19 protein-coding genes are annotated in these 18,375 nt (G+C 65.2%); 10 read left to right on the top strand and 9 right to left on the bottom strand.

Annotation, left to right across the window (positions count from 1 at the left end):
* Positions 1 to 6 precede the first annotated feature (6 nt).
* From mraY to BH95_RS15520, 3 genes are all read right to left on the bottom strand, one after another.
* A complete protein-coding gene (gene mraY, locus BH95_RS15530; protein ID WP_019663115.1) occupies positions 7 to 1,083 on the bottom strand; it encodes a phospho-N-acetylmuramoyl-pentapeptide-transferase in 1,077 nt (358 codons plus the stop codon).
* Positions 1,084 to 1,138: 55 nt separating this feature from the next.
* Entirely contained in the window at positions 1,139 to 1,558 is a 420-nt protein-coding gene (locus BH95_RS15525) for a helix-turn-helix domain-containing protein (protein ID WP_019663116.1), read from the bottom strand.
* Positions 1,559 to 1,806: 248 nt separating this feature from the next.
* On the bottom strand, positions 1,807 to 2,970 hold the full coding sequence (locus tag BH95_RS15520) for a globin domain-containing protein (protein ID WP_037183017.1): 1,164 nt from the start codon (positions 2,968 to 2,970) through the stop codon (positions 1,807 to 1,809).
* Positions 2,971 to 3,148: 178 nt separating this feature from the next.
* On the opposite strand from BH95_RS15520, the gene clpB reads away from it, so the two are divergent.
* The 6 genes from clpB to pyrE all read left to right on the top strand — a co-directional run bounded on the left by clpB (position 3,149) and on the right by pyrE (position 9,802).
* A complete protein-coding gene (gene clpB / locus BH95_RS15515) occupies positions 3,149 to 5,695 on the top strand; it encodes an ATP-dependent chaperone ClpB (protein ID WP_037183014.1) in 2,547 nt (848 codons plus the stop codon).
* A 124-nt stretch (positions 5,696 to 5,819) separates the two neighbouring features.
* A complete protein-coding gene (locus BH95_RS15510) occupies positions 5,820 to 6,698 on the top strand; it encodes a DUF5666 domain-containing protein (protein ID WP_244164979.1) in 879 nt (292 codons plus the stop codon).
* A 53-nt stretch (positions 6,699 to 6,751) separates the two neighbouring features.
* On the top strand, positions 6,752 to 7,687 hold the full coding sequence (locus tag BH95_RS15505; protein ID WP_037183011.1) for a hypothetical protein: 936 nt from the start codon (positions 6,752 to 6,754) through the stop codon (positions 7,685 to 7,687).
* 69 nt (positions 7,688 to 7,756) lie between these two features.
* Positions 7,757 to 8,569, top strand: coding sequence for an SDR family NAD(P)-dependent oxidoreductase (locus BH95_RS15500; protein WP_019663121.1), 813 nt, complete (start codon positions 7,757 to 7,759; stop codon positions 8,567 to 8,569).
* Between the two features lie 66 nt (positions 8,570 to 8,635).
* Positions 8,636 to 9,205 (top strand): LemA family protein, encoded by a 570-nt coding sequence (locus tag BH95_RS15495; RefSeq protein ID WP_019663122.1) that lies wholly within the window; start codon positions 8,636 to 8,638, stop codon positions 9,203 to 9,205.
* A gap of 57 nt (positions 9,206 to 9,262) precedes the next feature.
* On the top strand, positions 9,263 to 9,802 hold the full coding sequence (gene pyrE / locus BH95_RS15490) for an orotate phosphoribosyltransferase (RefSeq protein WP_037143444.1): 540 nt from the start codon (positions 9,263 to 9,265) through the stop codon (positions 9,800 to 9,802).
* A gap of 32 nt (positions 9,803 to 9,834) precedes the next feature.
* On the opposite strand, the gene BH95_RS15485 is transcribed toward pyrE, so the two are convergent.
* The 5 genes from BH95_RS15485 to BH95_RS15465 all read right to left on the bottom strand — a co-directional run bounded on the left by BH95_RS15485 (position 9,835) and on the right by BH95_RS15465 (position 14,795).
* A complete protein-coding gene (locus tag BH95_RS15485; RefSeq protein WP_037143447.1) occupies positions 9,835 to 10,422 on the bottom strand; it encodes a class F sortase in 588 nt (195 codons plus the stop codon).
* Positions 10,409 to 12,232 (bottom strand): hypothetical protein, encoded by a 1,824-nt coding sequence (locus tag BH95_RS15480; RefSeq protein ID WP_037183007.1) that lies wholly within the window; start codon positions 12,230 to 12,232, stop codon positions 10,409 to 10,411. The genes BH95_RS15485 and BH95_RS15480 overlap by 14 nt, the downstream gene beginning before the upstream one ends.
* A 203-nt stretch (positions 12,233 to 12,435) precedes the next feature.
* Positions 12,436 to 13,671: an MFS transporter gene (locus BH95_RS15475; RefSeq protein ID WP_037183004.1), complete on the bottom strand. Its 1,236-nt coding sequence runs from the start codon at positions 13,669 to 13,671 to the stop codon at positions 12,436 to 12,438.
* A 13-nt stretch (positions 13,672 to 13,684) separates the two neighbouring features.
* Entirely contained in the window at positions 13,685 to 14,140 is a 456-nt protein-coding gene (locus BH95_RS15470; protein ID WP_037183001.1) for a MarR family winged helix-turn-helix transcriptional regulator, read from the bottom strand.
* 91 nt (positions 14,141 to 14,231) lie between these two features.
* Positions 14,232 to 14,795 (bottom strand): Rv1733c family protein, encoded by a 564-nt coding sequence (locus tag BH95_RS15465; protein ID WP_019667892.1) that lies wholly within the window; start codon positions 14,793 to 14,795, stop codon positions 14,232 to 14,234.
* 175 nt (positions 14,796 to 14,970) lie between these two features.
* On the opposite strand from BH95_RS15465, the gene BH95_RS15460 reads away from it, so the two are divergent.
* Positions 14,971 to 15,642, top strand: a complete 672-nt coding sequence (locus tag BH95_RS15460) for a lysoplasmalogenase family protein (protein ID WP_037143459.1) — start codon at positions 14,971 to 14,973, stop codon at positions 15,640 to 15,642.
* Here the strand turns inward: BH95_RS15460 and BH95_RS15455 are convergent.
* Positions 15,607 to 16,059, bottom strand: a complete 453-nt coding sequence (locus tag BH95_RS15455) for a hypothetical protein (protein WP_037185166.1) — start codon at positions 16,057 to 16,059, stop codon at positions 15,607 to 15,609. The genes BH95_RS15460 and BH95_RS15455 overlap by 36 nt on opposite strands.
* Positions 16,060 to 16,147: 88 nt before the next feature.
* On the opposite strand from BH95_RS15455, the gene BH95_RS15450 reads away from it, so the two are divergent.
* The 3 genes from BH95_RS15450 to BH95_RS15440 all read left to right on the top strand — a co-directional run bounded on the left by BH95_RS15450 (position 16,148) and on the right by BH95_RS15440 (position 18,341).
* On the top strand, positions 16,148 to 16,951 hold the full coding sequence (locus tag BH95_RS15450) for an SDR family oxidoreductase (RefSeq protein ID WP_027499102.1): 804 nt from the start codon (positions 16,148 to 16,150) through the stop codon (positions 16,949 to 16,951).
* A gap of 110 nt (positions 16,952 to 17,061) precedes the next feature.
* Entirely contained in the window at positions 17,062 to 17,676 is a 615-nt protein-coding gene (locus BH95_RS15445; RefSeq protein WP_026348262.1) for a DUF6636 domain-containing protein, read from the top strand.
* Positions 17,673 to 18,341: a TrmH family RNA methyltransferase gene (locus BH95_RS15440; RefSeq protein ID WP_037182999.1), complete on the top strand. Its 669-nt coding sequence runs from the start codon at positions 17,673 to 17,675 to the stop codon at positions 18,339 to 18,341. The genes BH95_RS15445 and BH95_RS15440 overlap by 4 nt, the downstream gene beginning before the upstream one ends.
* The last annotated feature ends 34 nt before the right edge of the window (positions 18,342 to 18,375 follow it).

Raw genomic sequence — 18,375 nt, 5'->3', positions numbered from 1 at the left:
TCGATATCAGCCGACCGCCGAGAGGTACTCGCTGTAGAACAGACCCATACCGAGTGCCGAGGCGATGGCTGCCATCAACCACAGCCGGATGATGACGGTGGTCTCCGGCCAACTCGCGAGCTCGAAGTGATGATGGATCGGTGCCATACGGAAGACCCGAACACCGTTGGTGCGGAAGATCGCGACCTGGATGACGACGGACGCAGCCTCGACAACGAACAACGCGCCGATCGCAACGGCGAGCAGCTCGGTCTTGGTGACCACGGACAGACCCGCGAGCAGACCGCCGAGAGCGAGCGATCCCGTGTCACCCATGAAGATCTTCGCGGGCGCGGCGTTCCACCACAGGAAGCCGATGCACGCACCGGCCGCGGCGGCACAGACGATCGCGAGATCGAGAGGATCCCGCACGTCGTAACACCCGACGCGTGGGTCGGTGCTGCAGGACTGCCGGTACTGCCAGAACGTGACGACGGTGTAGGCCCCCAGGGCCAGCGCCATCGATCCCGCGGCAAGGCCGTCGAGCCCGTCGGTCAGATTCACCGCATTCGACCAGGCCACGACCAGGACACAGATGAAGCCGACGAACAACAGGGTCGGCATGTACACGATGGCGAAGTCGCGGACATAGGACAGGTTTCGGCTGCCGGGCGTCACTGCGTTGCTGTCCGGAAAGCGAAGGACGAGAAGCGCGAACACGACCGCAGCGCCGATCTGGCCGACGTACTTGGCGCGCGCGGTGAGTCCGAGGTTCCTCTTGTTTCGCAGGCTCGTGTAGTCGTCGACGAAACCGACGATGCCGAGGGCCGTCGTCAGACCCAGGACGAGCAAGGCCGACGCCGAAGGGCCCCCGCCGTCGTATGCGATGCCGACCACGTGCGCCCCGCCGTATCCGACCCACAGCGCGACGAGGATCGCGACGCCGCCCATCGTCGGTGTTCCGCGCTTCGACTGATGGCTCGCCGGTCCTTCCAGCCGAATCTCTTGGCCGAAGCCCTGCTTCGAGAACTGCCGGATCAGCATCGGGGTGAGCAGAATCGACACCGCGAGAGCTGTTCCTCCCGCGAAGAGAATCAAGATCACCGCGTGTCATCCCCCTGATCGTCTGGCTGCAGTTACTGCCCGGTTATCGGCCGAGTCAACGCGTGCTGTCCGGAGGAATCTCCGGAAGCCCCTCACTGGCACGCAATTTTTCGGCCATCGAGCTCAGTAGATTCTGTGACTCCTCGGACAGATCGAACGCACGCGCCGACAGACGCTTGAGGCCATAGCCTTCGAGCTGAGTCACCAACTCGAGGTCGTGATCGATCTTGCGCGCGTAGATGTCGTTGAAGAAGTAATCCGGCTTCACCTTGAAGAACCGGGCGAGTGCAGCAACGGTGTCGTTCGACGGATTCGTCCGCTGACCGGAACGCAGCTGCGAGATGTACGGCTTGGAGATCTGGTGGCCGTGCTCGGCGAGCGCATCGGCGACTTCTGCATTGGTGTGGGGCTTACGGCCAGGTGGATGCACCGTGTTGAACAGACTGTTCAACCGTGCCGCGAAGTCTGCAGGCATCGGGATCTACTCTCACCCTTCTCGGTATGACCGGGCCGTCTTCGACGCGGCCCGGAAACGATAACGAGTAGGTAACCACATTCCAGGCCGACTGGCTGTTTCGGCGCGACGAACGGTAGAACGTGTTGCTTTCGGATCGGACGACCGGAGAAATGCGGAGCCCGGCGCGGCCCCGCCATCGACCACGTCATTCGAACGATCGACGAGGCACGGGTTCGAGCGCAGGCCGTTTGCCGAGCGTTAACTGCTCACAGCGGATCGTGCTGCACGTGTTCCATCGGGGTGCCGACCTTCCGCAATGCGTAGAGCGTCGTCCGCACCATCGACGGCGAACCACAAATCTGGATCTGCCTGTCCGCCCACGAGCCGAACTGCGTGACGACCTTCCCGATGGACCCGTGCAGCCGATGATGCATGCCCCACGGCAGTTCCGGCGTCGGACCGGAATGCCACCACGGATTCTCGTCCTCCTCGGTCACCGGAACCACCGTCAACCACGGGTTGGACAGCGACAGCTGCCACAGGGTCTCGGCGTCGTACAGATCCCGGGGATACGTGCCCCCGACGAACAGGTGCACTCGCGGGTTGTGGCTGCGTCGAGCCATGTCCATCACCTGAGCACGGAGCGGCGCCAGGCCGGTGCCGCCTGCGATCATCAGCACGTCCTCGGCGATTCCTCGGTCGATCTGCAATCCACCCAAGGGAGGGCTGACGGCCCATCGATCGCCGACGACCGACTCGGTCACCATGGCGGGGGACGCCCAGCCGCCGGACACCCGCCGAACGTGAAACTCGATCTCGCCCTGCGGATTACACGGAATCGCCGGCGACAGGTACCGCCAGAGTTTGGGGCGTTGCGGAATCTGCACGCTCACGTACTGACCCGGGTAGTAGTGAATGCCCTCGTCCAGTTGGAGGCGAATGATCGCCAGATCGTCGAGCACCCGTTGATGCTCGACGATCGTGGCGCCCCAGTACGGGGGCAATTCGTCCGAGTCCGCCGCAACGGCCATGTTGTCGGTGACGAGCGCTAGCGTCCGATGCCAGGCGTCCTCGACTTCGTCCGTCCACACCTCGTTGCCGACGAAGTTGCGGAACGCCGAGATCAGGGCCGAGGCACCCGCTCGGAAGTGGGTGCCGTCGACGCCGTGCTTGCGGTGGTCTCGGCCAAGTTGCTGGAGGAACGACTCGACGCGCTCGTTCTTGTCGAGATTGTCGAAGATGTAGGCCAGCGCACGGACGAAATGGTCGCGTTGCTGGTCCATCGACGCCGGGAAGAACGCCCGGAACTCCGGATGGTCGACGAACAGCTGGGCGTAGAAGGACCGTGCGAGAAGCGCCGGACCGTTCTCAGCGGCCAGAACGGACTTGAAACCGGCACGAACCAGGGAGATCGCCCGTGCATCGAGCATCGATCAACCTCCGCCGCAGCTAGACGGTTCCAAAGTAGACCGCCCGAGGGTATCCCGATTACACACCACTGGCCACAGAAGAAAACTGAGAAAATCAGACTTGAGCGGAACAGACTCAAGTCTTGGTACGTTGTACCCACCGACATCAAATTTTCTCCCAGCAGAAAGCAGGTGACCGGTGGACAGTTTCACCCCCACCACGAAAACGCAGGCCGCACTCAGCGCCGCTCTGCAGGCCGCATCCGCGGCCGGAAACCCGGACATCCGTCCGGCCCATTTGTTGGTGGCGTTGCTCGATCAGACCGACGGCATCGCCTCCCCCCTGTTGAAGGCTGTCGGCGTCGATCCTGCGACGGTGCGCGGTGAAGCTCGCACCCTGGTCGATCGACTCCCGTCGGCAACCGGATCGACAACGACTCCGCAACTCGGTCGCGAAGCGCTGGCGGCCATCACGGCTGCCCAGAACCTCGCTACCGAACTCGACGACGAGTACGTCTCCACCGAGCACCTCATGGTCGGACTCGCGACGGGTGGCAGCGACGTCGCCAAGCTCCTGACCGGCCACGGCGCCGGACCGAACGACCTGCGCGACGCCTTCCAGACGGTCCGCGGCAGCGCGCGCGTCACCAGCGCCGATCCCGAGAGCACCTACCAGGCGCTCGAGAAGTACAGCACCGACCTGACCGCCCGGGCCCGCGAAGGTCAGCTCGATCCGGTCATCGGCCGCGACACCGAAATTCGTCGCGTCGTACAGGTACTGTCCCGCCGCACCAAGAACAACCCGGTTCTCATCGGTGAGCCCGGCGTCGGCAAGACCGCCATCGTCGAAGGTCTCGCGCAGCGCATCATCGCCGGCGACGTGCCGGAAAGCTTGCGCGGCAAGACCGTCGTCTCGCTCGACCTCGGCTCGATGGTCGCCGGTGCGAAGTATCGCGGTGAATTCGAGGAGCGGCTCAAGGCCGTGCTCGACGACATCAAGAACTCGGCCGGCCAGGTCATCACGTTCATCGACGAGCTCCACACCATCGTCGGAGCTGGCGCGACCGGGGAGTCCGCGATGGACGCGGGCAACATGATCAAACCGATGCTCGCGCGCGGTGAACTGCGGCTCGTCGGTGCGACCACGTTGGAGGAGTACCGCAAGTACATCGAGAAGGACGCAGCGCTCGAGCGTCGATTCCAGCAGGTCTACGTCGGCGAACCCTCCGTCGAGGACACCGTCGGCATCCTGCGTGGACTCAAGGAGCGCTACGAGGTGCACCACGGTGTGCGCATCACGGACTCCGCGCTCGTCTCCGCCGCCACTCTGTCCGACCGCTACATCACGTCGAGGTTCCTGCCGGACAAGGCAATCGACCTGGTCGACGAGGCCGCGTCGCGTCTCCGCATGGAGATCGACTCGCGTCCCGTCGAAATCGACGAGGTCGAACGAGCCGTCCGGCGACTCGAGATCGAGGAGATGGCGCTCGAGAAGGAGACCGACGATGCGTCGAAGGCTCGTCTCGAGAAGCTGCGCGCGGAACTGGCCGACGGCCAGGAAAAGCTCAACCAGTTGAGCACCCGCTGGCAGAACGAGAAGAACGCCATCGATTCGGTTCGCGTCCTCAAGGAAGAGCTCGAGAACCTGCGCGGTGAATCCGAGCGTGCCGAACGCGACGGAGATCTGGGCAAGGCAGCCGAACTTCGGTACGGCCGCATCCCGACGCTCGAGAAGGAGCTTGCCGAGAAGACACAGGCAACTCCGGCGCAGGACGACGTCATGCTCAAGGAAGAGGTCGGTCCAGACGATGTCGCCGACGTCGTCGCAGCCTGGACCGGCATTCCTGCAGGCCGCATGCTCGAGGGTGAAACCGCGAAGCTGCTGCGGATGGAAGACGAGTTGGGCAAGCGCGTCGTCGGGCAGAAGGACGCCGTGCAAGCGGTGTCCGACGCCGTCCGTCGTGCTCGTGCCGGCGTCGCCGATCCGAACCGTCCGACGGGCTCGTTCCTGTTCCTCGGTCCGACCGGTGTCGGCAAGACCGAACTCGCCAAGGCGTTGGCGGACTTCCTGTTCGACGACGAGCGCGCCATGGTCCGCATCGACATGAGCGAGTACAGCGAGAAGCACGCCGTAGCTCGACTCGTCGGCGCGCCTCCCGGCTACGTCGGCTACGAGGCAGGCGGTCAACTCACCGAAGCCGTCCGCAGGCGTCCGTACAGCGTGATTCTGTTCGACGAAGTCGAGAAGGCTCACCCCGATGTCTTCGACATCCTGTTGGCCGTGCTCGACGAAGGCAGGCTCACCGACGGGCAAGGGCGCACGGTCGACTTCAGGAACACGATTTTGATCCTGACGTCGAACCTCGGTGCCGGGGGATCGAAGGACCAGGTCATGGACGCAGTCAGGCGCGCGTTCAAACCCGAGTTCGTCAACCGCCTCGACGACGTGGTGGTGTTCGACTCGCTCTCCGAGGATCAGCTGGAATCGATCGTCGACATCCAGCTCGGCTTCCTGGCCCGCAGGCTCGCAGCTCGCAGGCTCACGCTCGATGTGACCTCGCCGGCGAAGCTGTGGCTGGCAGCTCGGGGCTACGACCCGTTGTACGGCGCTCGTCCGCTGCGCAGGCTGATCCAGCAGGCCATCGGTGATCAGTTGGCCAAGCTGCTGCTCGCAGGAGATGTCCGCGACGGCGACGTCGTGCCGGTGAACGTATCGGCAGACGGCGACGCACTGGTCCTGGGTTAGACCGAGTATTTCGCTCCACTCTTGCGCGATATTTGCGGGATTCCGTGAATATCGCGCAAGAGTGGAGCTCTGTGCACGCCTGGACGTTCGTCACCCGCGAGGTGCCGGACGTACCCTCGGTGTCATGAGTCATCCGGACGGTCAGCGCGCGAGAGTGGAGCCCGCGGAAGGACCCCACGACCGGCCGTGGGAAGACGGCACCGCGAATCCGCCTCCGGATCGTCCCGAACCCGATTACGTCGCCGACGGCTGGCAGGCATATCCGGACACTCAGCCGTACCCGGATTCCCAGCCCTATCAGCAGGCACAGCCCTATCAGCAGGCACAGCCCTATCAGCAGGCACAGCCCTACCAGCAGGCACAGCCCTACCAGGACCAGCCGACGCAGCAGTACGGATATCCCCAGCAGTACTCGCCGCAGCAGCAGTACCCAGCCCAGCAGCCCAACCCGACCCAGGTGTTTCCGGCGTACGACCCGAGGCAACACCAGGCTCCGCCCGAGTACGGCGAGTATCAGGCTCCGCCCGAGCCGAAGGGGCCGCGGCGGTGGATGTTCGCGCTCGTCGCCCTGGCCGCGCTGGCGGTCGTCGTGCTGGCAGGAATTCTGGTGTTGACCAATCAACGATCCGACACCGAAGACGTCGCGGTTCGGCCACCGACCAGCCTGGCCCCGATCCCCACGCTCCCACCGAGCCAGGCGCCCCTCGCGCCACCGTCGGCTCCCGGTGGACTCGTCCCGGGAGGTATCCCGGAAATTCTGGGGAACTCCGGCGCGGCGATCGGAAACATCACCGCCATCGACGGTCCGACTCTGACGATCCAGGGCATCGACGGCGCCCCCGTCACGGTTCTCGTCACCCCGCAGACGCAGGTCCTGTCCCTGTCCGGCTTCGACGCCTCCTCGCTGAAGGTCGGGTCGCTCGTCGTCGTGAACGGCAGCCCCATGGAGAACGGTGCCATCACGGCGGACATCATCGTGGAAACCCCCGACCTGGGCGGGTGAGCCATCACGAGGCCGAACCGCTGGACGCTATAAGCTGACCCTCGATGACGGCTATGTGGTTCGGACTTGCAGCGATCGCCCTCCTTGGTGCGGTCGCCCTTCTGTACATCGACCGTTCGCGCCGGGACCAGGTAGGCCGGGTACGGCAGATGTGGGCCAAGGCGCAGGGATACACGTACGAGGCGTCCGACGACGACATCGTGTTGCAGTTCCGTCGTGCTGCACTCGCCAAGCCCGAGCAGACCACTGCGGTGGACCTCGTGAGCGGAGTTCGACGTGGCGAGAAGTTCGTACTGTTCGACGTCGAGGAGACGTCGACGATCGTTGCAGTCCAACGACCCGTCGGATCCGACGTGGACATCGACCTTCGGTTGAAGTCGACGCCGCCTCCGCGCGAATCGGACATGGAGCTGCTCGGGTCTATCGGCCCCCGTGTCGTGTTCGCGACGAACGTCGAAGTGGCGCGCCGCGTGTGCGATCAACGCATGGCTGCGTTCACCGAATCCGTTCCGGCCGGCCTGAACCTGCTGTGGAGCGAGAACGACTGGACACTCGGATCGTTGCCGCTCGGCAGCACCGGACGCGACTGGGACGCCGCCATCGACGCAGTGGCGCGACTGTCCGGGATGCTGCATGTACTCCCGCCCGTCAACAACCGACGTCCATCCGGTCCCGCTCGAACCAGCCCTCCGCAGCGCAGTCGACCCGAAACCACCGTCGGGCGCCAAAGCCCAGAACCCAGGCAGAACCCAGAAGCCAGGCAGAGCCCAGTGCCCAGGCAGAGCCCAGCACCCAGGCAGAGCTCCGAGCCTCGTCGGAGCCCGGAACCCCGCCAGAATCCGGAACCCCGGCAGGCGCGCCCCGAGGTGCGGCGTCCCGAGCCCAGGCCGCCGCTGCGTTCCGGTCCCGTCATCCAACCGTCCGGACCCCGGCCACCGAGCCGTCCGACACCCATCACTCGCGACTCGGACCGCCGCCGCCAGGACTGATCCGCAGGACCGGACATTCGGCGGTGTGGGACTCCACAACACGTCGATCGCACCGTAGCCTTCAGTTTCATGACCGCCGAACCGATCGAACCAGCGTCCCCCCTCACCGTGCGCCCGGTTGCCCTCGTCACCGGACCGACGTCCGGTCTCGGCGCAGGATTCGCCACTCACCTCGCTGCTCGCGGCTACGACCTCGTGCTCGTTGCCAGGAACGAGGTGGGGCTGCGTTCGCTCGCGGACGACCTGCGCGTCCGCTTCGGAGCCGACTCGGAGATCATCCCGGCGGATCTGGCCACCCAGGCGGGACGGGACGTCGTCGCCGAGCGGCTGAGCCGGGGCGTCGAATTTCTCGTCAACAACGCAGGTTTCGGAACTTCGGGTGAGTTCTGGACAGCGGAACCCGAGCTGCTGCAGGCGCAGCTCGACGTCAACGTCACCGCGGTGATGCAGTTGACCCGAGCAGCGCTTCCGTCGATGGTTGCTGCCGCGAAAGGCACCGTGGTCAACGTGGCGAGTGTTGCGGGCATTCTGTCCGGCCGCGGATCGACGTACTCGGCGTCCAAGGCGTACGTCATCTCGTTCTCCGAAGGACTGTCCGGTGGCCTCGCCGGCACGGGTGTCCAGGTGCAGGCACTGTGCCCCGGGTTCGTGCGCACCGAGTTCCACCAGCGCGCGGGCATCGAGATGTCCAGCATCCCGAAGTTCATGTGGCTGAACGTGGAACAGGTCGTGCGTGAATCCATGCGTGATCTGGGCAAGGGCAAAGTCATCAGTGTGCCGGGCGCGCAGTACAAGGTCCTGACGGCGCTCGGCACCAAGGTCCCCAAGAGTGCTGTGCGGAAGCTGACGAATCTGGTCGGTCGAGGTCGCGGCCGAACCTAGGCGACTTCGGCGCGTATGGGCGAGCCTCCGAGCGCGATTCGAGTATCACCGTTAAATTCAGACCTTGTGACTGTTTTCGTGATCGTGGCGATCCTCGTACTTGCAGTTCTCGCCTACGCGGCGAGCGTCGAGCGTCGGGTGCGGCGTTATCGGTCGAACACGGCCGCGAGCAGGCAGCTGGTGACCGTGGAGCTCGAGCGTCGCTACGTTCAGCTGGAGCCGTTCATCGCGGCCGTCGAATCGTCCGGCCTGGACCAGGATCTGGTTCGTCAGCTCGTCGGCGCGAGGTCGTGGTCCAAGGCGGTACGAGACAAGAACCTCGGTCTTCAGGCACAGGCAGCCGCCGAGAACGCGCTGTCGGCGGCGGTGCACGCAGTGCTGTCCGAGTCCGACACCCACCCCAAGTTGCGATCCAACTGGGCTTTCCAAGGCCCCGCCGGCGACCTGGAAACAACGGAGAAGCGCATCGCCGGCGCAGTGCGCGTGTACAACGACAATGCGTACGCGTTGGCGCAGCTGCGTAGTTCGTTCGCGACCAAGCCCATGGCCACGGTACTGAAGGTGGTTCCGCCCGAGCCGTTCGTCGAGCACGTCGACCTCGTCGCCGACGAAAAGCCGGAGGACGTGCCCGCCTGAGCCTGTGGGATTCCGGCCGGTAGATTCATCGACTGAATCGACCGAAGGGAACCTCACATGGCCGACAGTGCCCAGCGTGCCGAACTGGCCGAGCTGGTTCGTGAACTGGCCGTAGTCCACGGCAAGGTGACGTTGTCATCCGGCAAGGAAGCCGATTACTACGTCGACCTCAGACGCGCAACGCTGCATCACCGCGCGAGCGCGTTGATCGGAACGCTGATGCGCGAATTGGTGGCCGACTGGGACTTCGACTCCGTCGGCGGCCTGACGATGGGAGCCGATCCCGTCGCGCTGTCCATCGTCCACGCGGAAGGCCGCCCGATCGACGGCTTCGTCGTGCGCAAGGCCGCCAAGGCCCACGGCATGCAGAGGCAGATCGAAGGACCCGACATCGTCGGCAAGCGCGTTCTGGTGGTCGAGGACACGACGACGACCGGCAACTCACCCCTGACCGCGGTGAAAGCCCTCCGCGACGCCGGTGCCACGGTCGTCGGCGTAGCCACCGTCGTCGACCGGGCCACAGGCGCCGACGACATCATCGCAGCCGAGGGCCTCGAATACCGCTCGCTCCTCGGGTTGGGCGACCTCGGTTTGTGAGTGTTCGTGTGGGTCACGGCCTACACGAACACTCACACCAGCTGCGCGACGACGAAGAAGTTGTCTCCCGTCGGTTCGCCGTTGCGTACGTCGCAGTTGGCGAGGATCAGTCGGCCGGGGACCTGCGCTCGCAGGTCGTTGTCGGCCAGGAGGGAGCCCTTCGGCAGAGGCCCGACCGATTCGACGCCGTATTCGAGAGTGCCGGTCGCTGTGCGCACTACGACGATGTCGCCGACCTGCGCCACTCCGAGTGACCGAAACGGTGCGTCCCGCGTCGAGTAGTTGTGGCCCACCACGACCACTGTCTGCTCAGTGTCGGTTCCGGGTAGCCCGCTCTCGGCCCACCACGCGGGTCGCTCGTCCACGGGGTTGAGTACTTGCGACGAGTCGCGGTACAGGCCGTCGGGATTGACCGTGCTGCTCATGTAGGTCTGCGACTCGGCGGATCGTAGCTCGATCCACTCCGGTTGCGCGGGAGCAACCGGAGACGGTGGAGCCGCAGAAATCTGCGCCTCCACCGCCGACCGATCGGGCGGTGTCACACTGGCCGGCTCCGACTGCGCACAGCCGGTCAGTGTGACACCCAGAGCGATCGCGACTGCGAACTTACGCAGATGCATCGGTCGAGTTGCGACGACGCAGGTAGAGCCCGCCACCCACCGCGGCAACAGCGACGACGCCGACGCCGGCCAAGATTGCCGGTGTCGCGGACGAGCTGTCCGAATCGCCCGACGCTTCGGTGGACGAATCGCCCAGTGCCAGATCGACAGCGGGCAGTTCTCCGGCAAGGACGGTGACACCGTCGTCGTCGGTGGTGAAGTAGTCCGCGACCGTGAACGATCCGTCCTCGTTGGACACGCCCACCAATTCCACACCGGTCTCGTCGACGACCACCGTGGTGTCGTCGACCTGGGTCACGGGGACGTCGTCCTTCGTCGTCCCGCCGATGTTGATGGTCCAGCTGAATTTCGGTCCGCTCGCCGCCAATTCAGCTGCCTTGGCCTTCAGATCGGCTTCGGCCTTGGTCGCTGCATCGGCTGCCGTCTTGGCCTCGGTCGCTGCGGTCTGCGCAGCCTTCACGTCCGCTGCTGCGGTGTCGGACGCGGCCTGAGCTGCCGTCAGATCGGCTTCGGTTCGCGTCACGTCGGCTTCCGCGGTGGCCAGTGCCGCATTGGCTTCCTCGACCGCGGCCTCTGCATCGGCGGCGGCCTTTTCGAGTGCTGCGATGTCCGCATCCGACGGTGCTGCGTCGAGGTCGGCCTGCGCTTGCGTTGCCGCGGCCGCAGCCGCAGTGGCCTTCTCCTGGGCTGCAGTCGCAGCGGTCCGTGCGTCGGCAGCAGCTTTGTTCGCGGCGGTTGCTGCCTCCGTCGACGTCGCCGCTGTCGCTTCGAGATCCCGTGCGTTGGCCTCGGCTGCCGCGGAGACGTCCAACGCTGTGCGTGCGGCAATGGCCGCCGACAGCGATTCGGCTGCTCTGGCCGCCGCCGCGCGGACAGCGGCACTCACCTTGGCGAGGTTGAGAGTCTTGAACGAATCCTGCACTGCGACGATCGAATCCTGCAGCGCCGTGGCAGCTGCTTCGGCGTCGGCAGACGCGGTGGCAGCAAGCTCGGCCTTGGCGGTCGCGTCGGCACGTGCTGCCGCTGCGGCCTCCACCGCTTCCGGGTCACCGGCACCGGCCGCTTCGGCTTCCAACCGGTCTGCCTCGGCGAGGGCTGTGGCTGCGGCAGTGTCGGCGTCGGTCTTGGCCTGTGCAGCCGCAGTATTCGCTGCTTCGAGAGCTGCGGTGTCGGCCTTGGCCTTGTTCACCGCTCCGACGGCAGCGATGCGGTCCAGTTCGGCGGCTGTTGCGTCGGCGTCGGCCTTCTTGGCCTTCACCACCGCGTCCGCCGCAGCGAGCTCTGCCTTGGTGACCGCGGTACTTGCCGCGGCATCTGCGGCGACGGCTGCATCGAGACGAGCCTGCGCCGCGGTGGATGCCTCCGCAGCGGCTTTGCTCTTGGCCTCGGCGTCCGCGAGCGCTTGCTTCTCGGCGTCGCTGAGCTGCGGGACGATGTCGACGTTGATCGTCGCCGTGCCGTCGTCGTTGAACACGACCCCGCCCGTTACCTGGGGGAGAGGTCGATCGGTCGACGGTGCTTCGGGTGCAGGCACCGCTGCTGCCGACGCATCACCTGCGCCGGGTGCAGGAACATCCGCAGGCGGTTGCACGAGTGCATCTCCCGACGGCGTGGCTGCTTCCCCGGTGGGCGCCTGCTCGTCGGCCGGCGGATCGGTAGGTGCCTGCTCGGCGACGCTGTTCGACGGTGGCGGAGTCTCCTCCTGTGCTGCGGCAATTCCTGGTGCAGCCAGTGCGAAGGAGAGTGCGACGGCGGCTCCGGCGGCGGCGATGCGAGTCCTCCGCGAACGGGCGATCGACTTCTGTGACATGGATGTTCAAGCCCTTCGGTCCTGGTGGCCGGAGCCACCGACACCTCCGTCCCGATCCGGAAATGCTTTTAGTGAGGCACACGTACTTGTGCTGCATGGACCGTAACGGACCGAAAGGTCTCTCAGGGTTTACCAAGGAATTGGTTATGCAACTGTTACTGATGGTGTTGGTGTGACGAAAGTGAACATCAGAGGATGAAATCTCAGTCGCCGACGGTGACTGCCCGGGCCTCGTCGACACTGTGAGGTGCGGGGTCGTGATCGTCGACGTGGGCGAGGACCTTGCGGCCGGTCGACAGGACGACGATCGCCAGAAGGGTGCAAACCGCGCCGACCCAGAACGGGACATGAGCGTTGCTCTCTCCCAGCTTGCCCGCGAGGTACGGTGCTGCCGCGCCGCCCACGAAGCGGACGAAGCTGTAGGCCGCCGAGGCGGTCGAGCGCTCCACGGGTGCGGAGATCATCACGGTTTCGGTGATGAGCGTGTTGTTCACGCCGAGGAACAGTCCGGCGACGACGGTGCCGACGATCAGTACCGTCTTGGTCTCGGTGAACAGGGCCATCACTCCGAGGTCGACGGCAAAGAGGAGCAGCGAAAGCATCATCATGTTCAGAGTTCCGTACGCGCGCTGCAACTTCGGGGCGAGGAACACTGATGCCACGGCGAGGCACAGGCCCCAGCCGAAGAAGATGAAACCGATGCTGTACGTGCCCATGTCGAGCGGAAACGGGGTGTAGGCGAGGAGGGTGAAGAAACCGTAGTTGTACAGAAGTGCGGTGATGCCGACGGTGAGCAGTCCGCGGTGGCGAAGTGCACGGAACGGATCGAGTATCGACGTCGTGTGAGCGGGCTTGGGAGTGTCCGGCAGCATGACGATCAACAGAATGAACGCGACGGCCATCAGCGCCGCAACGCCGAAGAACGGTCCACGCCAGGAGAATCCGCCGAGCACACCACCGACGAGCGGTCCAGTTGCGATGCCGATACCCAGTGCTGCTTCGTACAGGATGATCGCGCGCGCGACGCCTCCCGATGCGGCACCGACGATCGTCGACAACGCAGTTGCGATGAACAACGCGTTTCCGAGACCCCAGCCGGCGCGGAACCCGATGATCTCACCGACTGATCCGGAAACTCCTGCGAGAGCAGCGAATACGACGATGATGGCAAGACCGGCCAGCAGTGTCCGTTTCGGGCCGAAGCGGCTGGACACTACGCCGGTGATGAGCATCGCGACGCCGGTGACCAGCATGTAGCTGGTGAACAGCAACGACACCTGGGACGGTGACGCATCGAGTTGTTCGCCGATGGGTTTGAGGATGGGATCGACCAAGCCGATACCCATGAAGGCGATGACACTCGCAAAAGCGACTGCCCACACGGCCTTCGGCTGTTTCAGCAAGCTCTCGGTGTTCGTACTCACGGCTGAGTTCCCCACGACGAGGTTCCTTTCAATCCGTGATCGACGATTTGAGCACGCTGCGAAGCTCGCTCAGTCCGTCGGTCAGTTTCTGTAGTTGCTCCGGGTCCAGTTCGGACAGGTACGGCAGCAGGCCGTCGGCGATCTGGCGTCGTCCGGCGGCCAGCCATTGGGCGCCGGCGTCGGACATCCGGGCGACGACCGCGCGCGAGTCGCTCGGGTCGGTCGTGCGTTCGACGAGCCCGGCTGTGGCGAGCTTTCCCAGCAGCGACGTCGCCGACGGCTGCGAGCAGCGATCGAGGCGAGCGAAGTCGCTGACTCGTAGGGGTTGGTATTCCTCGAGGAGGGACAGCGCTCGCATCCAGGCCTTGGGCCACTCGTCGGAGCCGAAGTGCGCGGCGAGGCGAACGAACCGGGACGATCCCGTGACCAGCTCGGAGAGCAGGTCGCGGAGATGCTGATCGGAAGACGGTTGCTGCACTCCCATAAGCTTACATAAGCTAACTATATTTGCAAACCGGCGATGGAAACGAAAAAGTCCCGGCCGTGTGGCCGGGACTTTCACGTAGGTACGACGTTCAGCTCAGGCTGTTCTCGTCCATGAAGTTCTTGATGGCGAGGTCCCAGTCCGCGTCGCGCTTGTTGTCGAGGCGGAACCGGGTGGCGGAGTAAATGCCGTAGAAAAGGAGTCCGGCCAGGAACAGGCTGCCGATGCCCGTGAAGGCGGCGGCGGCGATGGCGTCGGAATTCGACAGTGGCTGTGATGCTCGGATGCCGTTGTCGTCGACCCAGATATCCACTTCGGTACCCACCGGCGAGCCGCTCACGACGGACACCTGGCCGGTGTGCTCGACGCCCTGGTACGTCCAGGTGGCGTCGACGGTGGAGCTGCTCTGCGAGCTGAAGTCGGACTGAACGAGCGGCGAGGGGGGAGTGACGGACACGGTCTCGGCGGTGACGGCGTGCCGGGTGTACTGCTGCGCGGAGACCTGCTCGTTCTGGAACGACAGCGTCGTCATCGCGAGCCACGCAGCAACGGGAAGCATCAGAATCGTCAGGGTGGTGAGGATGGTCTTCAGCCGTGCCTGGATGCGGTCGGAGCGACGGAGCAGCGGGTTCGAAGCGTAGGCGAGACCTTCCATGGTCGCCCTACGATCATCGGTGTGTTTCCTGCGCATTGTCGTCCCAACGTGTCGAATCGTGTGTTTACCTTCCAACGATGACAAGGTGTACAGCCCTGAATCAAGGCGAAGGGGCCAGCATCACACAATTGGTTAGTTCAACGAATGGTCTGGTCGACGAACTCGGAGTGCCTCGATGAACCGCTCGACGTTGTCCAGAACGGCGTTCGCCTCGGCGTCGGCAGCCACGGTGCTCGGAGCGGTCCTCGGCGCAGACAGACTGCATCGCTTCGCGAAGCCGTTGATCGCTCCATCGCTGATGGCGGGGTTGCCCAAGCCTGCGTCGACGCTGGGTCTGGCGCTCACCGCAGCAACCGTCGGCGACGTTCTTCTACTCGACCCGGACGACGATTCGCGGATCCTGCACGGCGCCGCCTCGTTCGCCGTGATGCAGGGGTGCTACTGCGGGCTTCTTCGCGCTCGAGGTGCACGCGTCACCGCATCGGCGGCGGCGCCGCGAGCGGCGGGCTGGCTTCTCGCGGTCGTGTCGATGGCAGCGCGTTCGCCCGACGTCGCACCCGGCCTCGGCGCGTACGGACTGACGCTGGCATCGATGTCGACGCTTGCCGCGGACCCGACGCTCGTGCCCGGCGCGAGAACGGCGGCCGGCGTCGTCGTTCCCGGTGCGGATCCGGCGTCGAGAATCGCTCTCGGCGGTGTGCTCTTCACGGTGTCCGACGCGTTGATCGTGGCTCGGCGGCTGCTGTTGACCACGGAGTCGCATCGGCGAGCGGCGGAGGGAGTGATTCTCGCGACCTACGCGGTGGCTCAGCTATTCCTCGTCGAAGGTCTGTCTCGGAAGAAGTAGAACGCGGTGGTGGTCGTCCGGATCGACCATGATCGGCACGACTGCGCCTTCGGCGAACCTCGAGATCTCCGAGCGAGGGATGGCGTAGACGATGCGGCCGGAGAACGACTCCGAGCCGGGCACGGTGAACTGCAGTTGAAGTTCGCTTCGGTTGTCGTCGAGTGGGTGCACTTCCTCGATGGTGGCCCAACCTTCGACGCCGTTGCGGGCGATCTGTCGCTGTTCGGCGGTCCGGCGGTTCGCCACCAGCATGGACAGGCCGAGCGCAGCTCCGAAACCGGCGATCAGAGCGGCAAGTTGGTAAGGCAGGGTTCCCGGGGGCGCCGACGGTCGGAACCACAGCGCCCACACCGCCAGGACGGCGACGTAGCCCACTGTGACGACTACTATCGCGCGCAAAGTTCGTTTGTGATTCACCCACATCTCCTACAGGCCACATCCAGAATAGCCCTGAAAAGTTGTCGGAGGTCTTACCGATAACCCTGGTAACGCCTATTCTGTCGAGGTGTCTACACCAACTGTGTTCATCACCGGCGCTGCTGCCGGGATCGGACGATCCACTGCTCTGAAGTTCGCTCGCTCCGGATACCTCGTCGGGGCCTACGACATCGACGAAACCGGGTTGGCGTCGCTCGGTAAGGAGATCACCTCCGCCGGCGGACGCGTCGTGACGGGAACCCTGGACGTCACCGACCCCAAGCAGTGGGAGGCTCGGTTGAAGGAGTTCGACGCCGAGGCCCACGGCCGGCTCGACGTCCTCGTCAACAACGCAGGCATCCTCGTCGCGGGCCAGTTCGAGGACATGCCGCTCGAGGTGCACAAGCGTCAGATCGACATCAACTTCAACGGCGTCGTGTACGGCACTCTCGCTGCGTTCCCCTACCTCAAGGCAACCAGAAACGCCCAGGTCGTGAACCTGTGCTCGGCGTCGGCCATCTACGGTCAGCCGGAGCTGGTCACCTACGGCGCGACGAAGTTCGCCGTACGCGGTGTCACCGAGGCGCTCGATCTCGAGTGGGCCAAGTACGACATTTCCGTCAAGGCCATGTGGCCGCTCTTCGTTCAGACCGCGATGACTCAGGGCGTCTCCACCGGAACGACCAACTCGCTCGGCATCAAACTCACCGCCGACGACGTATCCCAGGCGATCTTCGACGCCACCCGCCCCGCGAAGGGACTGCGGCGGAACAAGGCACTGCGCAAGGTTCACTTCCCGGTCGGATTGCAGTCCAAGGCGTTGTCGCTCGGATCCAGGTTCTCGCCGGCCTGGCTCACCCGCGAAGTCAACCGCCGCCTGAGCCACACCTGATCCTGCTCGACCCATCGACCCCTGCCACGCACCACCGAACGGCACGGGTTTCGGTTCGCCGGTAGGGTCGCTCTGCAACATGATGAGCGAAAGTGGGGTCGGGTTCTTTCATGGCGAGAGCGCGCTTGAAGAAGCGTTCGGTACTGGCAGCATCGGTGGCGATCGTGGCCGTACTGTCCGCGTGCGGTAGCGAATCCGGTGCGGATGCGACGTCCGCACCGGCTACCACGACGACAACCGTCGCGCCGCCGACGACGACGGTGGAACCGGTGTTGCCGCCGCCGTCCACCGAAGCCCCGCCGCCGCCCCCGCCGGAACCCGCACCCGAGCCCGCGCCGCCGCAGACGACGTACGCGGCACTCGACGGTGCGTACTACTTCTCCTCGCCGGACGGGTTGTTCCAGTGCGGGATCGTCACGCTGGCCAGCCGTACCGAAGCGGGCTGCCAGGGCACGACGTCGCCGGTTCCTCCGCGGCCCGAGGACTGCATGATCAGCTGGGGCAACGGCATTCGGGTCACCAACGAGGGTGAGGCCGAGTTCATGTGTTCCGGTGGTGCGGTGTACACCTCGGGCGGCGAGACGATCGATCCTCCGCTCGCAGTCGGGCAGGTCATCAACGCCGACGGGTACTCCTGCGAGTCGACGGCCGGCGGCATCTCGTGCACCAACGACGAGACCGGTCACGGCTTCCGCATCGCCGCCGACAGCAACGAAATCTATTGAGCGACATCGATGTATCAGGTCCGACCGAGTGGGGAGACAACCCCAACGGCGTCGGACCGTGGGAACAGCACCACGACGAACCCCGGCCGACGGGACCGCAGTTCGATCCCGAGCTGCTCGACGCCGGGGACCGGCGCAATGTCGTCGACGCCTACCGCTACTGGACGCGGGAGGCCATCGTCGCCGACATCGACACGAGGCGTCATTCGCTGCACGTCGCAATCGAGAACTTCGCCAACGACGCGAACATCGGGACGGTCGTGCGCACCGCCAATGCGTTTGCCGCGCAGGCGGTTCACATCGTCGGGCGGCGCCGCTGGAACAGGCGCGGCGCGATGGTCACCGATCGATACCAGCACATCCACCACCACGACACCGTCGACGACCTCCTCGCCTACGCCGCCGCCGAGGGTCTGACGGTCGTCGCGGTCGACAACACGCCGGGTTCGGTGCCGATCGAGACCGCGGAACTTCCGAGGGATTGCCTGCTGCTGTTCGGGCAGGAGGGGCCTGGGGTGACCGAGGATGCACGCAACGGCGCGTCGATGACGGTGTCCATCGCGCAGTTCGGGTCCACTCGCAGCATCAACGCGGGCGTTGCGGCCGGAATCGCCATGCACTCGTGGATCCGGCGTCATGCCGACTTGTCACAAGCCTGGCCCTGACTGTTTGTGCTTCGCCCCCGGGCAAGTGGCAGGA

Source organism: Rhodococcoides fascians A44A, from assembly GCF_000760735.1.
GTDB lineage: Bacteria > Actinomycetota > Actinomycetes > Mycobacteriales > Mycobacteriaceae > Rhodococcoides > Rhodococcoides fascians_E.
The sequence above is the reverse complement of the archived record's forward strand: the minus strand, read 5'-3'. Positions and strand labels throughout refer to the sequence as shown.